Source organism: Rhodococcus sp. IEGM 1351 (assembly GCF_030056875.1).
Classification (GTDB): Bacteria; Actinomycetota; Actinomycetes; order Mycobacteriales; family Mycobacteriaceae; genus Rhodococcus_F; species Rhodococcus_F opacus.
Genome location: NZ_JASHKU010000007.1, coordinates 197930 through 214410 on the forward strand (window position 1 = coordinate 197930; position 16481 = coordinate 214410).

18 protein-coding genes and 1 riboswitch are annotated in these 16481 nt (G+C 67.4%); of the genes, 8 read left to right on the forward strand and 10 right to left on the reverse strand.

All coding sequences use genetic code 11. The features are described 5' to 3' along the window. Positions 1–2: 2 nt before the first annotated feature. Positions 3–1649, reverse strand: coding sequence for a phosphomethylpyrimidine synthase ThiC (thiC, locus tag QM806_RS14610; protein ID WP_283291864.1), 1647 nt, complete (start codon positions 1647–1649; stop codon positions 3–5). Further along, a riboswitch (TPP riboswitch) is annotated at positions 1642–1749 on the reverse strand. (Overlaps the previous gene by 8 nt.) A gap of 133 nt (positions 1750–1882) precedes the next feature. Between thiC and QM806_RS14615 the strand changes: the two genes are divergently transcribed. The 3 genes from QM806_RS14615 to QM806_RS14625 all read left to right on the forward strand — a co-directional run bounded on the left by QM806_RS14615 (position 1883) and on the right by QM806_RS14625 (position 3504). Then, positions 1883–2269, forward strand: coding sequence for a GNAT family N-acetyltransferase (locus QM806_RS14615; protein WP_005264400.1), 387 nt, complete (start codon positions 1883–1885; stop codon positions 2267–2269). Positions 2270–2370: 101 nt separating this feature from the next. Next, positions 2371–2733, forward strand: coding sequence for a GNAT family N-acetyltransferase (locus tag QM806_RS14620; protein ID WP_005563840.1), 363 nt, complete (start codon positions 2371–2373; stop codon positions 2731–2733). Between the two features lie 93 nt (positions 2734–2826). After that, positions 2827–3504, forward strand: a complete 678-nt coding sequence (locus tag QM806_RS14625; protein ID WP_054245728.1) for a hypothetical protein — start codon at positions 2827–2829, stop codon at positions 3502–3504. Here the strand turns inward: QM806_RS14625 and QM806_RS14630 are convergent. From QM806_RS14630 to QM806_RS14640, 3 genes are read right to left on the reverse strand one after another with little or no spacing between them, the layout of a single operon-like run. Then, complete coding sequence (locus QM806_RS14630; RefSeq protein WP_283291867.1) at positions 3471–4274, reverse strand: exodeoxyribonuclease III; 804 nt, start codon at positions 4272–4274, stop codon at positions 3471–3473. The genes QM806_RS14625 and QM806_RS14630 overlap by 34 nt on opposite strands. A 34-nt stretch (positions 4275–4308) precedes the next feature. Beyond that, positions 4309–5274 carry an N-acetylglutamate synthase, CG3035 family gene (locus QM806_RS14635; protein ID WP_005563837.1) on the reverse strand — a complete coding sequence of 322 codons (966 nt, stop codon included), beginning with the start codon at positions 5272–5274 and terminating at the stop codon, positions 4309–4311. Next, positions 5264–5854 carry a peptide deformylase gene (locus tag QM806_RS14640; RefSeq protein WP_005251736.1) on the reverse strand — a complete coding sequence of 197 codons (591 nt, stop codon included), beginning with the start codon at positions 5852–5854 and terminating at the stop codon, positions 5264–5266. Before QM806_RS14640 ends, QM806_RS14635 begins: the two co-directional genes overlap by 11 nt. 178 nt (positions 5855–6032) lie before the next feature. Here QM806_RS14640 and napA point away from each other — a divergent pair, with 178 nt between their 5' ends. The 5 genes from napA (at position 6033) to QM806_RS14665 (ending at position 10324) form a co-directional block, all read left to right on the forward strand. Beyond that, a complete protein-coding gene (gene napA, locus QM806_RS14645; RefSeq protein ID WP_005251738.1) occupies positions 6033–6371 on the forward strand; it encodes a nucleoid-associated protein NapA in 339 nt (112 codons plus the stop codon). Positions 6372–6395: 24 nt separating this feature from the next. Next, positions 6396–6947, forward strand: coding sequence for a LytR C-terminal domain-containing protein (locus QM806_RS14650; RefSeq protein ID WP_005563834.1), 552 nt, complete (start codon positions 6396–6398; stop codon positions 6945–6947). Positions 6948–7020: 73 nt separating this feature from the next. After that, positions 7021–7722 (forward strand): superoxide dismutase[Cu-Zn], encoded by a 702-nt coding sequence (sodC, locus tag QM806_RS14655; protein WP_054245722.1) that lies wholly within the window; start codon positions 7021–7023, stop codon positions 7720–7722. Positions 7723–7797: 75 nt separating this feature from the next. Beyond that, positions 7798–8922: a glutamate--cysteine ligase gene (locus tag QM806_RS14660; RefSeq protein WP_005563830.1), complete on the forward strand. Its 1125-nt coding sequence runs from the start codon at positions 7798–7800 to the stop codon at positions 8920–8922. 118 nt (positions 8923–9040) lie between these two features. Further along, positions 9041–10324 (forward strand): phosphatase PAP2 family protein, encoded by a 1284-nt coding sequence (locus QM806_RS14665; RefSeq protein ID WP_054245721.1) that lies wholly within the window; start codon positions 9041–9043, stop codon positions 10322–10324. Here QM806_RS14665 and mnhG read toward each other — a convergent pair. From mnhG to QM806_RS14695, 6 genes are read right to left on the reverse strand one after another with little or no spacing between them, the layout of a single operon-like run. Continuing rightward, on the reverse strand, positions 10293–10631 hold the full coding sequence (mnhG, locus tag QM806_RS14670; RefSeq protein WP_005264391.1) for a monovalent cation/H(+) antiporter subunit G: 339 nt from the start codon (positions 10629–10631) through the stop codon (positions 10293–10295). The genes QM806_RS14665 and mnhG overlap by 32 nt on opposite strands. Continuing rightward, entirely contained in the window at positions 10628–10888 is a 261-nt protein-coding gene (locus tag QM806_RS14675; RefSeq protein WP_005264390.1) for a monovalent cation/H+ antiporter complex subunit F, read from the reverse strand. Before QM806_RS14675 ends, mnhG begins: the two co-directional genes overlap by 4 nt. Then, positions 10885–11457: a Na+/H+ antiporter subunit E gene (locus tag QM806_RS14680; protein WP_005563825.1), complete on the reverse strand. Its 573-nt coding sequence runs from the start codon at positions 11455–11457 to the stop codon at positions 10885–10887. Before QM806_RS14680 ends, QM806_RS14675 begins: the two co-directional genes overlap by 4 nt. Next, positions 11454–13076 (reverse strand): Na+/H+ antiporter subunit D, encoded by a 1623-nt coding sequence (locus tag QM806_RS14685; protein WP_005264385.1) that lies wholly within the window; start codon positions 13074–13076, stop codon positions 11454–11456. Before QM806_RS14685 ends, QM806_RS14680 begins: the two co-directional genes overlap by 4 nt. Next, the gene (locus QM806_RS14690; RefSeq protein WP_005264384.1) at positions 13073–13642 is read right to left on the reverse strand and encodes a Na(+)/H(+) antiporter subunit C; all 570 of its coding nucleotides are present in this window, start codon (positions 13640–13642) and stop codon (positions 13073–13075) included. Before QM806_RS14690 ends, QM806_RS14685 begins: the two co-directional genes overlap by 4 nt. Then, on the reverse strand, positions 13639–16473 hold the full coding sequence (locus tag QM806_RS14695; RefSeq protein ID WP_054245719.1) for a Na+/H+ antiporter subunit A: 2835 nt from the start codon (positions 16471–16473) through the stop codon (positions 13639–13641). The genes QM806_RS14690 and QM806_RS14695 overlap by 4 nt, the downstream gene beginning before the upstream one ends. Between the last annotated feature and the right edge of the window lie 8 nt (positions 16474–16481).

Below are 16481 nucleotides of genomic sequence, written 5' to 3' on the forward strand. Positions count from 1 at the left end.
CCTTACCGATTCTCTGAGGTGACGGATTCGACGGGCAGATACACGCGACCACCTGCGTCGACGAACTCACTCGACTTCTCGGCCATGCCCGCCTCGATGGCTTCGACCGAATCGAGTCCGTGTCGCTGCGCGTATTCGCGCACGTCGGCGGAGATCCGCATCGAACAGAACTTCGGGCCGCACATCGAGCAGAAGTGGGCCGTCTTCGCCGGCTCGGCGGGCAGCGTCTCGTCGTGGAACTCCCGCGCGGTATCCGGGTCGAGGGACAGCGCGAACTGGTCGTGCCAGCGGAATTCGAACCGGGCCTTCGAAAGCGCGTCGTCCCGCTCCTGCGCCCGCGGATGCTGCTTCGCGAGGTCCGCGGCGTGCGCCGCGATCTTGTACGTGATGACCCCGGTCTTGACGTCGTCCCGATTCGGCAGTCCCAGGTGTTCCTTGGGTGTCACGTAGCAGAGCATCGCGGTGCCGGCCTGCGCGATCATCGCCGCGCCGATCGCGGACGTGATGTGGTCGTACGCCGGCGCGATGTCGGTGGCGAGCGGCCCGAGCGTGTAGAACGGTGCCTCCTCGCACAACTCTTCCTCGAGGCGCACGTTCTCCACGATCTTGTGCATCGGGACGTGCCCGGGACCTTCGATCATCACTTGCACCCCATGGGATTTCGCGATCCGCGTGAGCTCGCCGAGGGTGCGCAGTTCCGCGAACTGGGCCTCGTCGTTGGCGTCCGCAATGGAGCCGGGGCGCAGGCCGTCACCGAGCGAGAACGTGACGTCGTAGCGGTGAAGGATCTCGCACAGTTCGTCGAAGTGGGTGTACAAGAACGACTCCCGATGGTGGGCCAGGCACCAGGCCGCCATGATCGAACCGCCGCGGGAGACGATGCCGGTGACGCGTTTCGCGGTCAGCGGGATGTAGCGGAGCAACACCCCGGCGTGGACCGTCATGTAGTCGACGCCCTGCTCGCACTGCTCGATCACGGTGTCGCGGTAGATCTCCCACGTAAGTGCCGTCGGGTCTCCGTTGACCTTCTCGAGCGCCTGGTAGATCGGCACGGTTCCCACGGGCACGGGCGAATTGCGCAGGATCCATTCCCGGGTCTCGTGGATGTTCTTGCCGGTGGACAGGTCCATGATGGTGTCGGCGCCCCATCGCGTCGCCCACATCATCTTCTCGACCTCTTCCGCGATCGACGACGTGACCGCGCTGTTGCCGATGTTCGCGTTGATCTTGACTGCGAACGCCTTGCCGATGATCATCGGCTCGAGTTCGGGATGGCAGCGGTTGGCCGGGATCACGGCGCGTCCCGCCGCGACCTCGGCGCGCACCGCCTCGGGTGAAACACCCTCGCGTGCAGCGCAATACTGCATCTCGGGGGTGACGACGCCGGCGCGGGCGGCGTCGAGTTGGGTGCCCTCCCGATCGGCGATCCACGGTGCACGCAGATGCGGCAGTCCCGCTTCCAGGTCGATCGCGGCGTCCGCGTCGGTGTACGGACCCGACGTGTCGTACAGGTCGAGGTGCTCACCGTTGGTGAGGTGTACGCGCCGGACCGGCACCCGGACGTCGTCGCCCGACAGCAGGTACTGCTTGGTGCTGCCCTCGATCGGCCCCGTGGTGACGGACGTGGCTGTAGATACGTTTGTGCTCATCGATGATGCTCCCTACGCCGGCATTACCCGGACAGGTTCGACGGTCGACGGCCCTAGCCGTCCTCTCAGCCCGCTGGTGCGAGCCCCCGTGGATGTGTAGTTGTCCCACAAACTGTAACCGAGATCTCTGTGAGCAATCATTCGGGTGAAACTTGGACAGCGGTTCCCGGCATCGGTATAAAGGGTGATGAACATCACATTTCGGTTACGACACACACCCCCAGGAGATAACCATGCTGACAGACGCGCAGGTTGTGGACGTGATCGACAACGCCGATCAGAACCGATTCGAGCTACGCCTGAGTGGTGACCTGGTCGGCATCCTTGGGTATTTCGCCCTTGCAGACGCGCCGCCCGGCGCCGGTGCCGGCGTGGGGGTGGTGGCCGCCCGGCCGCCGGGTCCGAAGGGTCGGGGGCGGCAGGCGCCGGTGGTCTCGTTCATGCACACGGTGATCGTGGAGGACTTCGGCCACCGCGGACTCGCCGCCCTCATGGTGGGTCGCTCCCTCGACCTCGCCCGCGGTTACGGCTGGAAGGTCCGGCCCGTGTGCACGTACGTGCAGCGCTTCGTCTCGGCGCACCCCGAGTACCGCGATCTCGTCGTCCCGGTGGAGGGCTGACGACGGTCGGGGCACGAATCGGGCACTCGTCGGCAACGAAACGGTGCCGGGGGCGGCGATTCCGCTCGCGAGGATGCCGCCTTGCTGATTCCATGAGTGGCATGGATCACACTTCGAACAGTTCCGGGTCGTCCGGGAACATCACGGCCGCTGAGGCTCGCGTGCTCGACAACCCTGCCCACGAACGATTCGATCTGTGGCTCGGGGACGAGTTGGTCGGCATCCTCGGCTATCGGGACGAGGACGACATTCCCGGATTCACCGCGAAGCCGGGCGAGGTGGTCGCGTTCATGCACACGGTCGTCAAGGAAGAGTTCGGTGGGCAAGGGCTGGCCGCAATCCTCGTGGGCGAGGCGTTGAGCTCGGCGCGTCGGCGTGGCTGGAAAGTGCGCCCCATCTGCACGTATGTCCAGCGCTACCTGGCGCTGCATCCGGAGCATCTCGACGTTCTGGTTGCCGAGTAGCCCTACTTTCGAGAGCACTGCTCTTGCCATCTGCGACTCCGCTGTGAATACTGCTCTGTATAGAGAGCGGTGCTCACATTCGAGGGAGTCGTCATGGCCGTGTCGGATCGGATCGAGAGTCGTACCGGGGTCGCACGGATCTGCGCCGCGGCGCTGTTCGCCCTCGCCGGTGTCCTGTTCGTCGTCTACCCCGTGGTGCGTCCCTACGCGGCGGGTGGGGCGCCGGACGGACGGGCCGAGTTCGCCTCACCGTGGTGGCTCATCGCTCACCTCGCCGCCGTCGGCGGGTTCATCGCGTTCGGGCTTGCGCTCGTCGCGCTCAGCGGACTGCTGAATGGGACGGGTGGCGAACGAGCGGCGGTGGTCGCAGTGGCGGCGTCGTGGATCGGGACAGGGCTGACGCTGCCCTACTACGGTGCCGAAACGTTCGCGCTGCACGCCCTGGGCGGCAGCGGCCTGGACGAGGGGGCCGTCACGACCCTCGCCGAGAGCGTGCGGATGGGGGCGGCGCAGGCGACGCTGTTCGCCGCAGGACTGCTACTCGTCGCGGTCGGCGCGTCGGCGGCCGCCGTGGCGATCGCCCGATCCCGGCTGCTCGCGGGCTGGGCGGGGATCCCGATGGCGGTGGGGTTCGCACTGTTCATCCCGCAGTTCTACGTCGACGCCCCATTGCGCATCGGGCACGGTGTGCTCATCGGGTTCGGGTGCGCGGTCGTGGCGCTCGGTGTGCTGCGTTCTCAGTCGCCGAGGTCGACGATGACCGGCGCATGATCGCTGGCGCCCTTGCCCTTGCGTTCGTTGCGGTCGATCGCGGCCTTGTCGACACGGCCGGCGAGGGCAGGCGATCCCAGCACGAAGTCGATGCGCATTCCCTGCTTCTTCGGGAACCGCAACTGGGTGTAATCCCAGTAGGTGTAGACGCCGGGGCCGGGGGTGTGCGGCCGGACGACGTCGGCGAATCCGGATTCGATGAATGCCTGGAAGGCCTCACGCTCGGGGACGGACGTGTGCGTCTTGCCCTCGAACAGCGCCGGATCCCAGACGTCCTCGTCGGTGGGGGCCACGTTCCAGTCGCCGACCAATGCGATCTGCGCGTCCGGGTTCTGCCCCAGCCACCCGACCGCATCGGTGTGCAACTTCGCCAGCCAGTCGAGCTTGTACGCGTAGTGCGGATCGGCCAGCTCACGGCCGTTGGGGACGTACAGGCTCCAGATGCGGACGCCGTTGCACGTGGCGCCGATGGCGCGGGCTTCCTGCGCGGGCGCGACCTCGGGGTCCTTGTGGAAACCGGGCTGATCCTCGAACCCGATCTGCACGTCGTCGAGACCCACGCGGGACGCGATCGCGACGCCGTTCCACTGGCTGAGGCCCACGTGCGCGACCTTGTAGCCCAGTTCGCGGAAACGCTCGTACGGGAACTGCTCGTCCTTGCACTTGGTTTCCTGCATCGCCAGCACGTCGACGTCGGACCGCTGGAGCCAGTCCAGGATCCGGTCGGTACGGGCACGAACAGAGTTCACGTTCCAGGTTGCGATGCGCACGGCAGCCACCCTAGCGGCACTCTCCGACAGGTCGTCAGCCGACAGGTTCGGTGGCGTAGCGGTACCGGTGGTGGGCCACGAAGCCGAGGTTGCGGTACATCGCCTGGGCGCCCTCGTTCTCGACGGCGACCTGCAGACACGCGTGGGTCGCGCCGTGTTCGCGTCCCCAGTTGATCATGTCGCCGCAGATGAGGCTGCCGATTCCGTGGCGGCGGTGAGCCTCCGCGACCTCGACCGCGGTGAGCCCGACCCACCGGCGGTCGTCGGGCGCGGACGTGACGGATCCGCGGGCGACGGCCAGCAGCGTCGAGTCGGCGGCGCCGATCCGGCCGAACCCGAGAGTGCCGCCGCGGACCGAATCCAGCACGTCGACCGCGAAGTCGGGGAGCGCGGACCCGCGGTAGCGATAGAGGGCGAGCCAGTCCGGATCGGGGTGATCGGTGACCGTGGTGGTGCGTGGGCCCTCGGGCAACGCCAGGTTGTCGATGTCGGCTGCCATCACGACCACTTCGTCGCTGACGTTCCAGCCGAGCGGTACCTCGCCCAGCCGGTCGGGAATCAGCAACCGCAGCGGGCGGTCGCGCTCGGCGTACCACTCGCGCAGACGGTCGAGCGTGCCGCCCGGGGAGGCGTCCTCCAGGCTGCCGACCGACCCACGGTCCCCGAGCGGGGCCGCCGAGTTGGCGCGTCCGGTGAAGCCGTGACCGTACCGGGCGAGCCACCCGTCGATCCACGCGTGCTCGACGCCCGGCCAGCCGTCGGCCGAGGCCAGTTCGAGGGACCGGATCTCGCTCGCGCGCACCGGTCGCGCGGGGACGGCCTTCAGCGCGATCACCCGCTCCGGATCCACCTCGACCACGGAGCCGTCCGCGGCGCGGACGACCACCGCCGGTTCGACGCTCTCCAGCACCCCGATGACGTCGGTCATCGGATGGCTGTGGCCGGGTGGCAGCTGATATCGCAGCACTACTCGGCTTCCGAGCGGAATGTCAGTCGTCATGCCCGAAGGGGTCTTCGACCGTTCCCGGCACCCAGCTGAGGCCGGGAACGCCCCAGCCGGCACGCTTGATGGTCTTCTTGGCGGCGCGTGCGTTGCGGCCCACCAGCATGTCGACGTAGAGGAAGCCGTCGAGGTGACCGACCTCGTGCTGCAGCATGCGTGCGAAGAAGCCGTGTCCCTCGATCTCGACGGCGTTGCCGTCGGCGTCGGTGCCGGTGACCTTCGCCCACTCGGCCCGTCCGGTGGGGAACTGCTCGCCCGGCACCGACAGGCAGCCCTCGACGTCGTCGTCCGGATCCGGCATGGTCTCGGGTCGTTCCGACGTTTCGAGGACCGGGTTGACGACGCAACCCCGGCGGCGGAGTGCCGTGCCGTTCCCGTCGACGTCCGGGCAGTCGTAGACGAACAACCGCAGCGGCAGGCCGACCTGGTTGGCGGCGAGCCCGACGCCGTTGGCGGCGTCCATCGTGTCGTACATGTCGGCGATGATCTCAGCGAGTTCCGCAGGTGACTGGGACACTGCCTCGGTCGGTTCGTGCAATACCGGGTCGCCCACGATCCGGATGGGGAGGATGGCCATGGTCGTCAAGGATAGTGCGGCGCGCCCGAGCCGTTCGCACTGCCCGCGGCGTTCGTCATGGTTGAATAGTCGCTGAAGAACAGTGGTGTAATTCGTTGCTCGGTCGGCCACGCGATCGAGGAGCCGGGGGAACGTGGTTTCGCTGAGGTCGAGCGAGAGCTAGTAGTCGAGGAGTGAGATGGACGGCGCAACAGCGCGTAGTCGGAACCAGTCCGAGCGCACCGACGGCGACAACTCGGCAGGGGTCAAGGACGTCGGTGACGACGGCCTCTCGCGTCGGGAGCACGACATCCTGTCCTTCGAGCGCCAATGGTGGAAGTACGCCGGCGCGAAGGAAGAAGCGATCAAAGAGCTGTTCGACATGTCCGCCACCAGGTACTACCAGGTTCTCAACGCACTGGTGGACCGGCCGGAGGCACTCGCAGCCGACCCGATGCTCGTGAAGCGCCTGCGACGGCTGCGCGCGAGCAGGCAGAAGGCCCGCGCCGCCCGCCGCCTCGGGTTCGACGTCACGTAGCACCCGGTCGCTAAGGTCGACATCGTGAGTACTCCGAAACCCGAATCGTCCGGCCCGCCGTTACGTGCCCTCGCGATGGTGCTGATCGCCCTCGCGATTCTGTTCGCGGGTCTCGGGTTCGCCTCCCTCGGAGGTTCGGACTCGGAGGAGACCGCCGCCACCGTCACCACCACGGCGGCTGCCACGACCACCGCCGCCGTGCGTCCGACGACGGCTGCCGGAGCCGCGGGCGCCACCTCGACGCCCGCGGCGAGCACCACGTCCGGTGCCTCGAGTACCTCGAAGTCCGCCGACGCGGCGTCGGTCCCGGTGCGGGTGCTCAACAACAGCAATGTCACCGGTCTCGCGAGCCAGACGGCCACCGAACTGATGTCCTCGGGGTGGACGGTGTCGGAAACCGGCAACTACAGCGACGGCACCATCTCCGAAACCACTGTGTACTACGGGACTTCCGCCGCCGAGAAGGAAGCGGCGACGGAGATCGCCGCGCAACTCGGGGTGTCGGCCCAGCCGCGGTTCCCGGGTATCGCCAATTCGTCCGCCGGTGTGATCGTCATCGTCACGTCCGCGCAGTAGACCGGACGGTCGGTGCACCATCGCCGCGGTTATGATCAGATGCACTTCTTCGCCACCTCAAAGGAGCGGTTTGATGGCCTCGAGTTCTACCCGTCGGATGTCCTGGCGCATTGTCACCCCGGTGGTGGCCATTGCAGCACTCGGACTGACCGCCTGCAGTAACAACGAGGAGCCGACCGACGTTCCCGGCACTACTCCTCCCGTCTGGACCGGCGCCGCCGATCCCAGTGCTGCAGGCGTTCCCGGCGACGCCGAGAGCGGTTCCAGTGAGTCCGCGGAGAGCGGCGCGGTCAGCGCGACGCTGAAGAACGCCGAGGGCGAAGACGTGGGCACCGCAACGTTCAAGCAGGCAGGCAGCCACGTCGAGGTCACCGTTTCCGTCAAGGATCAGACGCCCGGCTTCCATGGTTTCCACGTGCACTCCGTCGGCAAGTGTGAGACGAACTCCGTGGCACCGACCGGGGGTGCGCCCGGAAACTTCCTGTCCGCCGGCGGGCACTTCCAGGCCGAAGGCCACTCGGGGCACCCCGCGAGCGGTGACCTCACCTCGCTGCAGGTTCTGGCCGACGGCACGGCCGAGTTGGTCACCACCACCGACGCCTTCACGGTCGAGGACCTGAAGAACGGCGACAGCGGCACCGCGGTCATGATCCACTCGGGTTCCGACAATTTCGCCAACATCCCCACCCGTTACGCACCCGCCCCCGATCAGGAAACCCTGAACACCGGGGACGCGGGTTCCCGGGTGGCCTGCGGTGTCATCGGCGCCAGCTGAGTCGCGTGACATCCCGGCTTCGGCCGGGATGCCGGTGCGCTGCCGCGCACTGCGGCCTGTGGTTGGATCGAAACCGTGGTAGTTCCCTTTCCCGGTTCGCCGCGGCCGACTCTGGGCGTCGAGTGGGAGATCGCGCTGGTCGACAGGGTCACGCGGGATCTCTCCAACACGGCCGCGGAGGTATTCGACGCGGTGGCGAATCTCGCCGGTCCCGAGGATCCGCGGATCACCAAGGAGTTACTGCGCAACACCGTCGAACTCGTCACCGGTATCCACTCCACCGTCGGTGAGGCGATGGACGACCTCGATGAGTCGCTCGACCTGTTGCGGCGGGCGGCGAACCCGCTCGGCGTCGATCTCATCTGCGCGGGAACGCACCCGTTCGCGCAATGGTCGACCCAATTGGTCACGCGCACACCGGATTACGACGAGCTGATCGAACGCACCCAGTGGTGGGGCCGTCAGATGCTCATCTGGGGTGTGCACGTCCACGTCGGTGTGTCCTCGCCGCAGAAGGTGTTCCCGATCCTCAATGCGCTGCTGCAGCGGTACCCGCACCTGCTCGCGCTGTCCGCGTCCTCACCGATGTGGGCCGGCGTCAACACGGGGTACGCGAGTAATCGTGCGCTGATGTTCCAGCAGCTCCCCACCGCGGGGCTGCCGTACCAGTTCGCGAACTGGGGGCAGTACGAGGATTTCATCAGCGACCAGATGAAGACCGGTGTGATCACCAAGGTCGGTGGGATGCACTGGGACATCCGGCCGGCGCCACGGTGGGGCACCATCGAGGTCCGCGTCTTCGACGGCATCTCCACCCGCGCCGAACTCAGTTCGCTCGTCGCGCTCGTGCACTGCCTGATCGTCGACCTGGACCGGCGTTTCGAGGCAGGTGAGAATCTGCCCAACCTGCAGCCGTGGCACGTGAAGGAAAACAAGTGGCGGGCCGCGCGGTACGGGCTCGACGCCGAGATCATTCTCGACCAGGACAGCAACGAGCGCCTCGTCACCGACGACCTGAACGACCTGCTCGAGAAGCTGGCCCCGACCGCTGTGCGTCTCGGCTGCGCGGACGAACTGGCCGCCGTGGCCGAGATTCCCCGTCGTGGCGCTTCCTACCAGCGGCAACGTCAGGTCGCGGAGGCGACCGGCGGTGACCTGGTGGCCGTGGTCGATGCGCTGGTGAAAGAGCTCGGGACCTGAAGGACGGTCTCGGGCAGGACACTCGTCCACTTCCCGTTCACGTGTTGTTTACACTTGGCGGGTGTCGATCGACGATGTTGCCGTTGTACGGCCGGGTGGGCCCGTCGATCGATCCCGCATGTTCGCGGCGGGCGGGGCGCTCGGGGTGGCGATCCTGCTGGTGGTCGTCCAATTGGTCGCGTCCACACAGGGTTTCCAAGGCCCCCTCGAAAGCCTGTTCCACGACTATGTCCTGACCCCCAAGTCGGCGTCCGTCCCGTGGGCAGGCCTCGCGCTCGCGATGGTCGGGCTCACCAATCGCCAGCGCGTCGTGGCACTCTCCGCCGCGGCGGGTATCGATGTCGTGGTCGCCGCGGTGCGCTATCTGTCCGGTGGCCCGCTGACCGTCGGCAACGGCGCGACCTGGGTACTCACGGCGGTGGGCGTGTATGCGGCGGTCCGATGGACCGGCGACCAGCGGCGCAGCGCCCTCAGGGGTGTCGGACTTGGTGCGCTGCTGATTCTCGCGACCAAGTTCGGTGACGCCTGGCTGCAGGTCACGATCATGGCCGGGCCGATGATCCTCGACGAATACGCGCAACTGGCCGATCACGCGCTGGGCAGCCCCTCGTGGCACCTGGGGCAGTTCGTCGACGCCCTCGGACCCGTCGGCTACGGCATCCTCCACTGGGTCTACATCGAACTGCCGGTCGCGGCCATCGCGGTGGCCGTCTACCAACTGCGGAACGGCTGGCCGTCGCACTACCTGGTCCGCACGTTCCTGTTGATCGGTCTCATCGGTCCCGTCTTCTACGTGCTGTTCCCGGTGGTCGGTCCGATCTTCGCGTTCGGCACCGAGGGGCAGGGGTTCCAGGTCAGCGACTACTGGCCCAACCTCGTCCCGACACCCGACTTTGCGCCCGAACCGATGTCGTTCGATTCGGCGACCCCCCGCAACTGCATGCCGAGCCTGCACACGGCGTGGGCTCTCGCCCTGTTCATCCACTCCCGGCAGGGCGCCTGGTGGCTGCGGCTCGGTGGCACGTTCTGGCTGGTGTGCACGCTGACGGCGACCCTCGGGTTCGGCTACCACTACGGCGTCGACCTGGTCGCCGGAGCCGTCCTGTGCCTGACCATCGAATCCGCGTTGCGCGACCCCGAACGGGGGTGGGGCTGGTTCCGGGTCCGCCTCGTCGGAGGCGGCGCGCTGGTGCTGGCCGGACTGCTGCTCAGCTACCGCTACCTCGCGGTGCCGATGGGCCGATTCCCCGAGGTGTCCGGACCACTAGTCCTCGGTGCCCTCGCCGCGATGAGCCTCGGGTTCTACGCGACGTTCTTCGCCCGGCCCGACACCGCACTCGCACGGTGGGGCAGCGGCGCCAAGGCAGCGGTCACGGACGTTCTGGCGGCTCCAACTCGTTGATCATCAACAGCCCGTCCTGATCTCGCTGCTCCCGGTACGCCACCCGGCCGACGCTGTGCGCGATGACCGGCGCGGTGAACAGGGTGAAGATGCCGACGAGGATCAGCATCCAGATGTCGACGTTGCCACGCAGTTCGAGGACGGCGCCCGCGAGAACCATGATGAGACCGACCACCTGCGGTTTGGTGGCGGCGTGCATGCGGCGCAGGGTGTCCGGGAATCGGACGATGGCGATGGCGGCCGTCAGCGCGAGCAGCGAGCCGCACAGCATGAGCGTGGCCCCGATGACGTTCAGCACGGTGGTCACGACTTGTCACTCACCCGGAACCGGGCCACCGACACCGAACCGATGAACCCCACCAACGACAGCGCGACGATGGCGGGCACGATCGTCGTGTCGCCGGTGTACGCGGCCCACACGGCGAGCCCGCACATCGCGAGCGCGATCAGGGTGTCGAGGGCGACGAGGCGATCCAGCGAGTTGGGCCCGTCGAGCAGCCGGAACGTCGTCAGAACCCCGGCGACGACCAGGACGATTCCGGAGATGACCGATACGACTGTCATGAGCTGCCCTCCTGAGTGGGGTCGTCGTAGTGCAGGTCGCGGTTGTGCCAGGGGCTCGGTTTCCAGTCGGAGTCGCGTTCGAACGCCTCGATGAACAACCGTTCCAACTGTGCGACCGTGCGGTAGAACTGGCTGACCGCCTTCTGCGAACCTATGTCCAGGACGTGCACGTAGACGATCCGCCGTACCTGGTCGATTTCGAGGACCATGGTGCCCGGAATCAGGTTCAGTACGTCGATGCACAGGGTCAGGACGAGGTCGGACTTGATTCCCAGCTGGTAGCGCAGGACCCCGGTGACGGGCGGCGGCCCGGGCCGGAGTGCGAGATAGGCGATCTGGAGGCTCGACTGGAGCGAGTAGTACACGAACATGACTGCCAGCCGGAGCAGTGGCAGGACGTGCACCCGGCCCTCCACGGGCACCCGCGGCAGCGGCATGAGCACCATGATGAGCGCGCCGACGGCGAGCCCGCCGAGGCTGTTGCCCCAGCTGACGTTGCCCCACAACAGGATCCACACCGCCATCAGCCACAGCAGCGCGCCGAACTGGAGAAGTCTCTCGCGTTTCATCGCGGTGCCTCCTGCGCTTCGCCGCCGGGGTGACCGCCGAGGACGGCGTCGATGTAGATGGACCGGTTCTGCAGATCGCTCGCCGCGCGATCGCTGATCTGGATGATCTGGCCGGCGAACACCGTCATCGCCAGCCCCACGGCGACGAGGGCGACGGTGGGGATGAGCATCATCGCGGGGATACGGCCCACGTCGGCGCGGTCGTCGAACGAGATGTCGGCCTCGGACTCGTCGAGCAGCGCCGACGGGCTGACGTCCGCGAGGTCACCCTCGGGGGCGTCGGCGCGCGCCCGCCAGAACGCCTTGGTCCACACACGTGCGACGACGTACAGCGTGAGGAGGCTGGTGAGGGTTCCGCCCGCGACGAGGATCCACGCCAGCACGCTCGCATCCGCCGAGCCGGCCTGCAACAGCGCGACCTTGCCGATGAACCCGGAGAACGGGGGGATACCACCGAGGTTGAGGGCCGGGACGAGGAAGACGATGGCCAGGACGGGGCTCGCCGCGGCGAGCCCGCCGAGCCGTCGCAACGACGACGATCCGGCCTGGCGTTCGATCAGACCGACCACCAGGAACAGCGTGGTCTGCACGAGAATGTGGTGGGCCACGTAGTAGATGGCACCCGACAGCCCCGACTGTGTGGACAGCGCGACACCGAACACCATGTACCCGATGTGGCTGACCAGGGTGAACGACAGCAGACGTTTGATGTCGCTCTGCGCGATCGCACCGAGGATGCCGACGAGCATCGTCAGGAGGCCGCACACCATGAGCACGTTGTCGAGTTCGCCCTCCGGGAAGAGCAGCGTGTGCGCGCGGATGATCGCGTACACACCCACCTTGGTGAGCAGGCCGGCGAACACCGCGGTGACGGGCGCGGGCGCGGTGGGGTAGGAGTCGGGCAGCCACGTCGACAGCGGGAACACCGCCGCCTTGATGCCGAACGCCACGAGCAGCACACCGAAGATGGCGGTGCGCGTTCCGGACGGGATGCCGTCGAGGCGGGTGGCCATGTCGGCGAGGTTGAGCGTTCCGGTGGCTGCGTAGGCGAACGCGATGCCCGCCAGGAAGATCAGCGACGACACCATCGACACCATCACGTACGACACGCCCGCACGGACACGGTCTGCGCTCGCACCGAGCGTCAGCAGGACGAAGCTGGCGGCGAGGAGCACCTCGAAGCCGACGTACAGATTGAACAGGTCGCCCGCCAGGAACGCGTTGGAGATGCCCGCCGTCAGCGCCAGATACGTCGGCAGGAAGATCGAGACGGGCTGGTCCTCACTGCCGTCGCGGATACCCTGACCCACGGCGTACGCCATGACGGCGAGCAGCACGATCGACGAGACCACCAGCATCATCGCGGACAGCCGGTCGACCACCAGCGTGATGCCGATCGGTGAATCCCAGCCACCCACCTGAATGGCCGTCGTCCCGTCGCGGTCGGCCAGGAACAGCAGCAGTCCCGACACGACGAGAACACCGATCAACGCGACGAGCGTGATGATCCGCTGGGCACGCGGACGCCGGCCGAGCACCAGCGTGGCCGCGGCGGCGAGCATCGGGACGAGGACGGGCAGCGGCGCGAGGGCCGTGATGATGTGCGGGGAAATGGTCACGACCTCTCCCCGATCCCGGCCTTGTCGGCGTCCTCGTCGTCGTCGAAGTCACCCTCGTGCAGGTCCTCGTAGCATTCGAGGTCCTCGAGGTTCTTCAGCTCTTCCAGGGGAATAGGGTTTCCGTCCTTGTCGAATGCGTCGCCGCTGAAACTCGGCTCGCCGGTGACCGGGTCGTCGGAGCGGTCCCGGTCGGGTGCCTCGGCGGGCGACCGGCGCCGCAGGACCCTGGTGTCCTCGGGGTCGTTCTCGACGGCGTCCTGCGTGGTGATCTTGAACGACCGGTACGCGAGCGCGAGCACGAAACCGGCGATGCCCATCGTGATGACGATCGCGGTCAGGATCATCGCCTGAGCCAGCGGGTCGGCCATCGACTCGTGGATGGACTCACGGCCGACGATGGGCGGATTGCCGTCCGAACCGCCGGACGTGAGGATCAGGAGGTTGATGCCGTTGCCGAACAGCAGCAGTCCCAGCAACATGCGGGTGATGCTGCGCTCGATGAGCAGGTAGACGCCCGCCGACACCAGGACGCCGATGATGACGAGAAATCCGATGTTCGCGCTCATCGCTGGTTCACCTCGATCTGTGCGTCGAGACGTGCTCCGAGACTGCGGAGCACGTCGAGTACGAGCCCGACCACGATGAGATACACACCCAGGTCGAAGAACAGGGCGGTGACCATCTTGACGTGGCCGACCAGCGGCAGCGTCACCTCGAACACCGCGGAGGAGAGAGCCGGGGCGCCGAGGAACAGCGACGCCAGCGCGGTGCCCGCCGCAAGTGTGAGTCCGAGGCCCAGGATCTTGCCCGCGTCGATCGGGACGGTTTCGCCGAGTTCGTACCGTCCACCCGCGAGGTACCGCAGGACCAGCGCGAGACCGGCGGTGAGGCCGCCGGCGAACCCGCCACCCGGCGCGTTGTGACCGGCGAAGAAGAAGTAGACCGACAACACCATGATGGTCGGGAAGATCAGCCGGGTCGTCACCTCGAGGACCAGGGACCGGTGTTTCGGGTCGATGAGGTCGCCGCCGAGCAGCCACGTCGTCTCGGAATGCGACGCCGACGAATCGGCCGTGACCGCGGGGGCGTCGGACACCCGGGGTGCGCTGCCGAAGCGGCGGTTGCGGAACACCAGGCTCGCGACACCCGTGGCCGCCACCAGCAGCACCGAGATCTCACCGAGCGTATCCCAGGCACGGATGTCGACGAGCAGGACGTTGACGACGTTCTTGCCGTTGCCGAGGTAGTACGCCGCGTCGGGGAGTCGCTCATAGATCGGCACCGAGTTCCGCGCGTTGATGGCGTACGCGCCGATCGTGGTGATGGTGGCACCGACCGCGACCGCCAGCAGCGCCCGCGGAATCTTGAATCCGATCGCCCGGCGCTCGTCCACCTCGGCGGGCAGTTTCCGGAACACGAGAACGAAGATGACGAGGGTCAGCGTCTCCACCAGGAACTGGGTGAGCGCGAGGTCGGGGGCACCGTGGAGGGCGAACAGCACACCGCAGCCGTAGCCGCTGAGACCGACGAGGATCACGCTGGCCAGACGGTTGCGCATCACCGTCGCGGCGAGCGCGGCCGCGACCATCATCAGCCCGATCACGAACTGCACCGGCGAATCCCACAACCGGACGTCGGCGCCCGTATTCGTGCCGACGACGAGCAGCACCAGCGGCACCACCACGAGGGTGCCGAGGATGGTCGCCTGGGTCAGCGGGAGCGAACCGCGCTGGGTGGCGCCGGTCAGCCGCATCGACAAGGCGTCCATGCCGCGCAGCGTCGCGTCGTAGATGCGGTCGGCGTTGCCGAGCGGCGGATGCTCGAACCGCAACCGGTTGACCCAGCGCTGCGCCACGAAGAGCGCGGTGCCGACGGCGAACACCAGCAGGGTGAGCAGCAGGGCGGTGTTCACGCCGTGCCACAGTGCGAGGTGGTAGTCGGAGACGCCCTCGGCGGGCAGGGTCTGCGAGTACGGCGTCAGAAGCTTCTCGAGCTGCGGCGCCACGAGTCCCGCCGCCAGGCTCAGTACGGACAGAACGGCGGGCGCGGCGAGAAACAACGGTCCCGGTGCGTGCATGCCCTGCACGGCCGGGCTCGGCCGCGCGAGCCGCTTGCGACCGAAGGCGCCCCACATGAACCGCACGCTGTAGGCGAGCGTCAGGATCGAACCGAACACCACGACGCCGACGGTGACGATCCGCGCCGGGTCGGCGAGGACGGTCGTGCTCAACAGGGAGTCGAATGCGGCTTCTTTTCCGATGAACCCGAGGAACGGGGGAAGCCCGGCCATGCTCGCCGCGGCCAGCGCGGCGACGACCATCAGAGCGGGAGCACGGTCACCGAGGTGCGCAAGTTTGCGGATGTCGCGGGTGCCCGTCGTGTGGTCGATGATCCCGACCACCATGAACAGCGCGGCCTTGAACATCGCGTGGGCGACGACCATCGTCATGCCGGCGAGCGCGGCGTCGCGGGTGCCGAGGCCGACGAGGACCATCATGAAACCGAGCTGGCTGACGGTGCCGAACGCGAGCACCAGTTTGAGGTCGAAGGCACGCATCGCCCGCCACCCGGCGAGGACCATCGTCAGCAGACCGAGCGTGATGATCGTGAACCGCCAGGGCGCCGAGTCGGCGAAACCGGGCGACAGTCTGGCGACGAGATAGATGCCGGCCTTCACCATGGCCGCGGCGTGTAGGTAGCCGCTGACCGGGGTCGGGGCGGCCATCGCTCCGGGCAGCCAGAAATGCAGCGGCACGATCGCGGATTTCGACAGGGCACCGATCAGGACAAGCACGACGGCGACACCGGCGAGCCAGCCGCGAGGTGCGATCTCGATCAGTTCGGACAGGTTGTACGTGCCACTCACCTGGCCGAGGATGATGATGCCGACCAGCATGGCCAGACCACCCGCGGTGGTGACGAGCAGCGCCTGCGTCGCCGCCCGGCGACTCGACGCGCGTTCGGCGGAATGCCCGACCAGCAGGAAGGACAGGACCGTCGTCAGTTCCCAGAATATGTACAGCAGCAACATGTTGTCGCTGGCGACGAGGCCGAACATGGCCCCGGCGAAGGCCACCATCTCGGCGGCGAAGATGCCGAGGCGGGGTTCGTCGTCGGTGAAGTAGCGCGCGCAGTAGACCAGGATGAGCGTGCCGATGCCCAGCACGAGCACCGACATGATCGCGGCGAGCGGATCGAACCAGAAGTCGAGGTCCATCGACAGGCCCGGAGCCCACTCGATGGACACGGTCTGCTCCGTGCCCCAGTTCGCGATCACCCATCCGAGCGACGCCAGCGGGACGAGGGAGAGAGGGTAGAAACCATTGCGGCCGAACTTGCGCACCACAAGCGGAGCCAGAACGGCGGCAACGGCATGGGCGAGCAGAACAGCAAGCAAAAGGCACT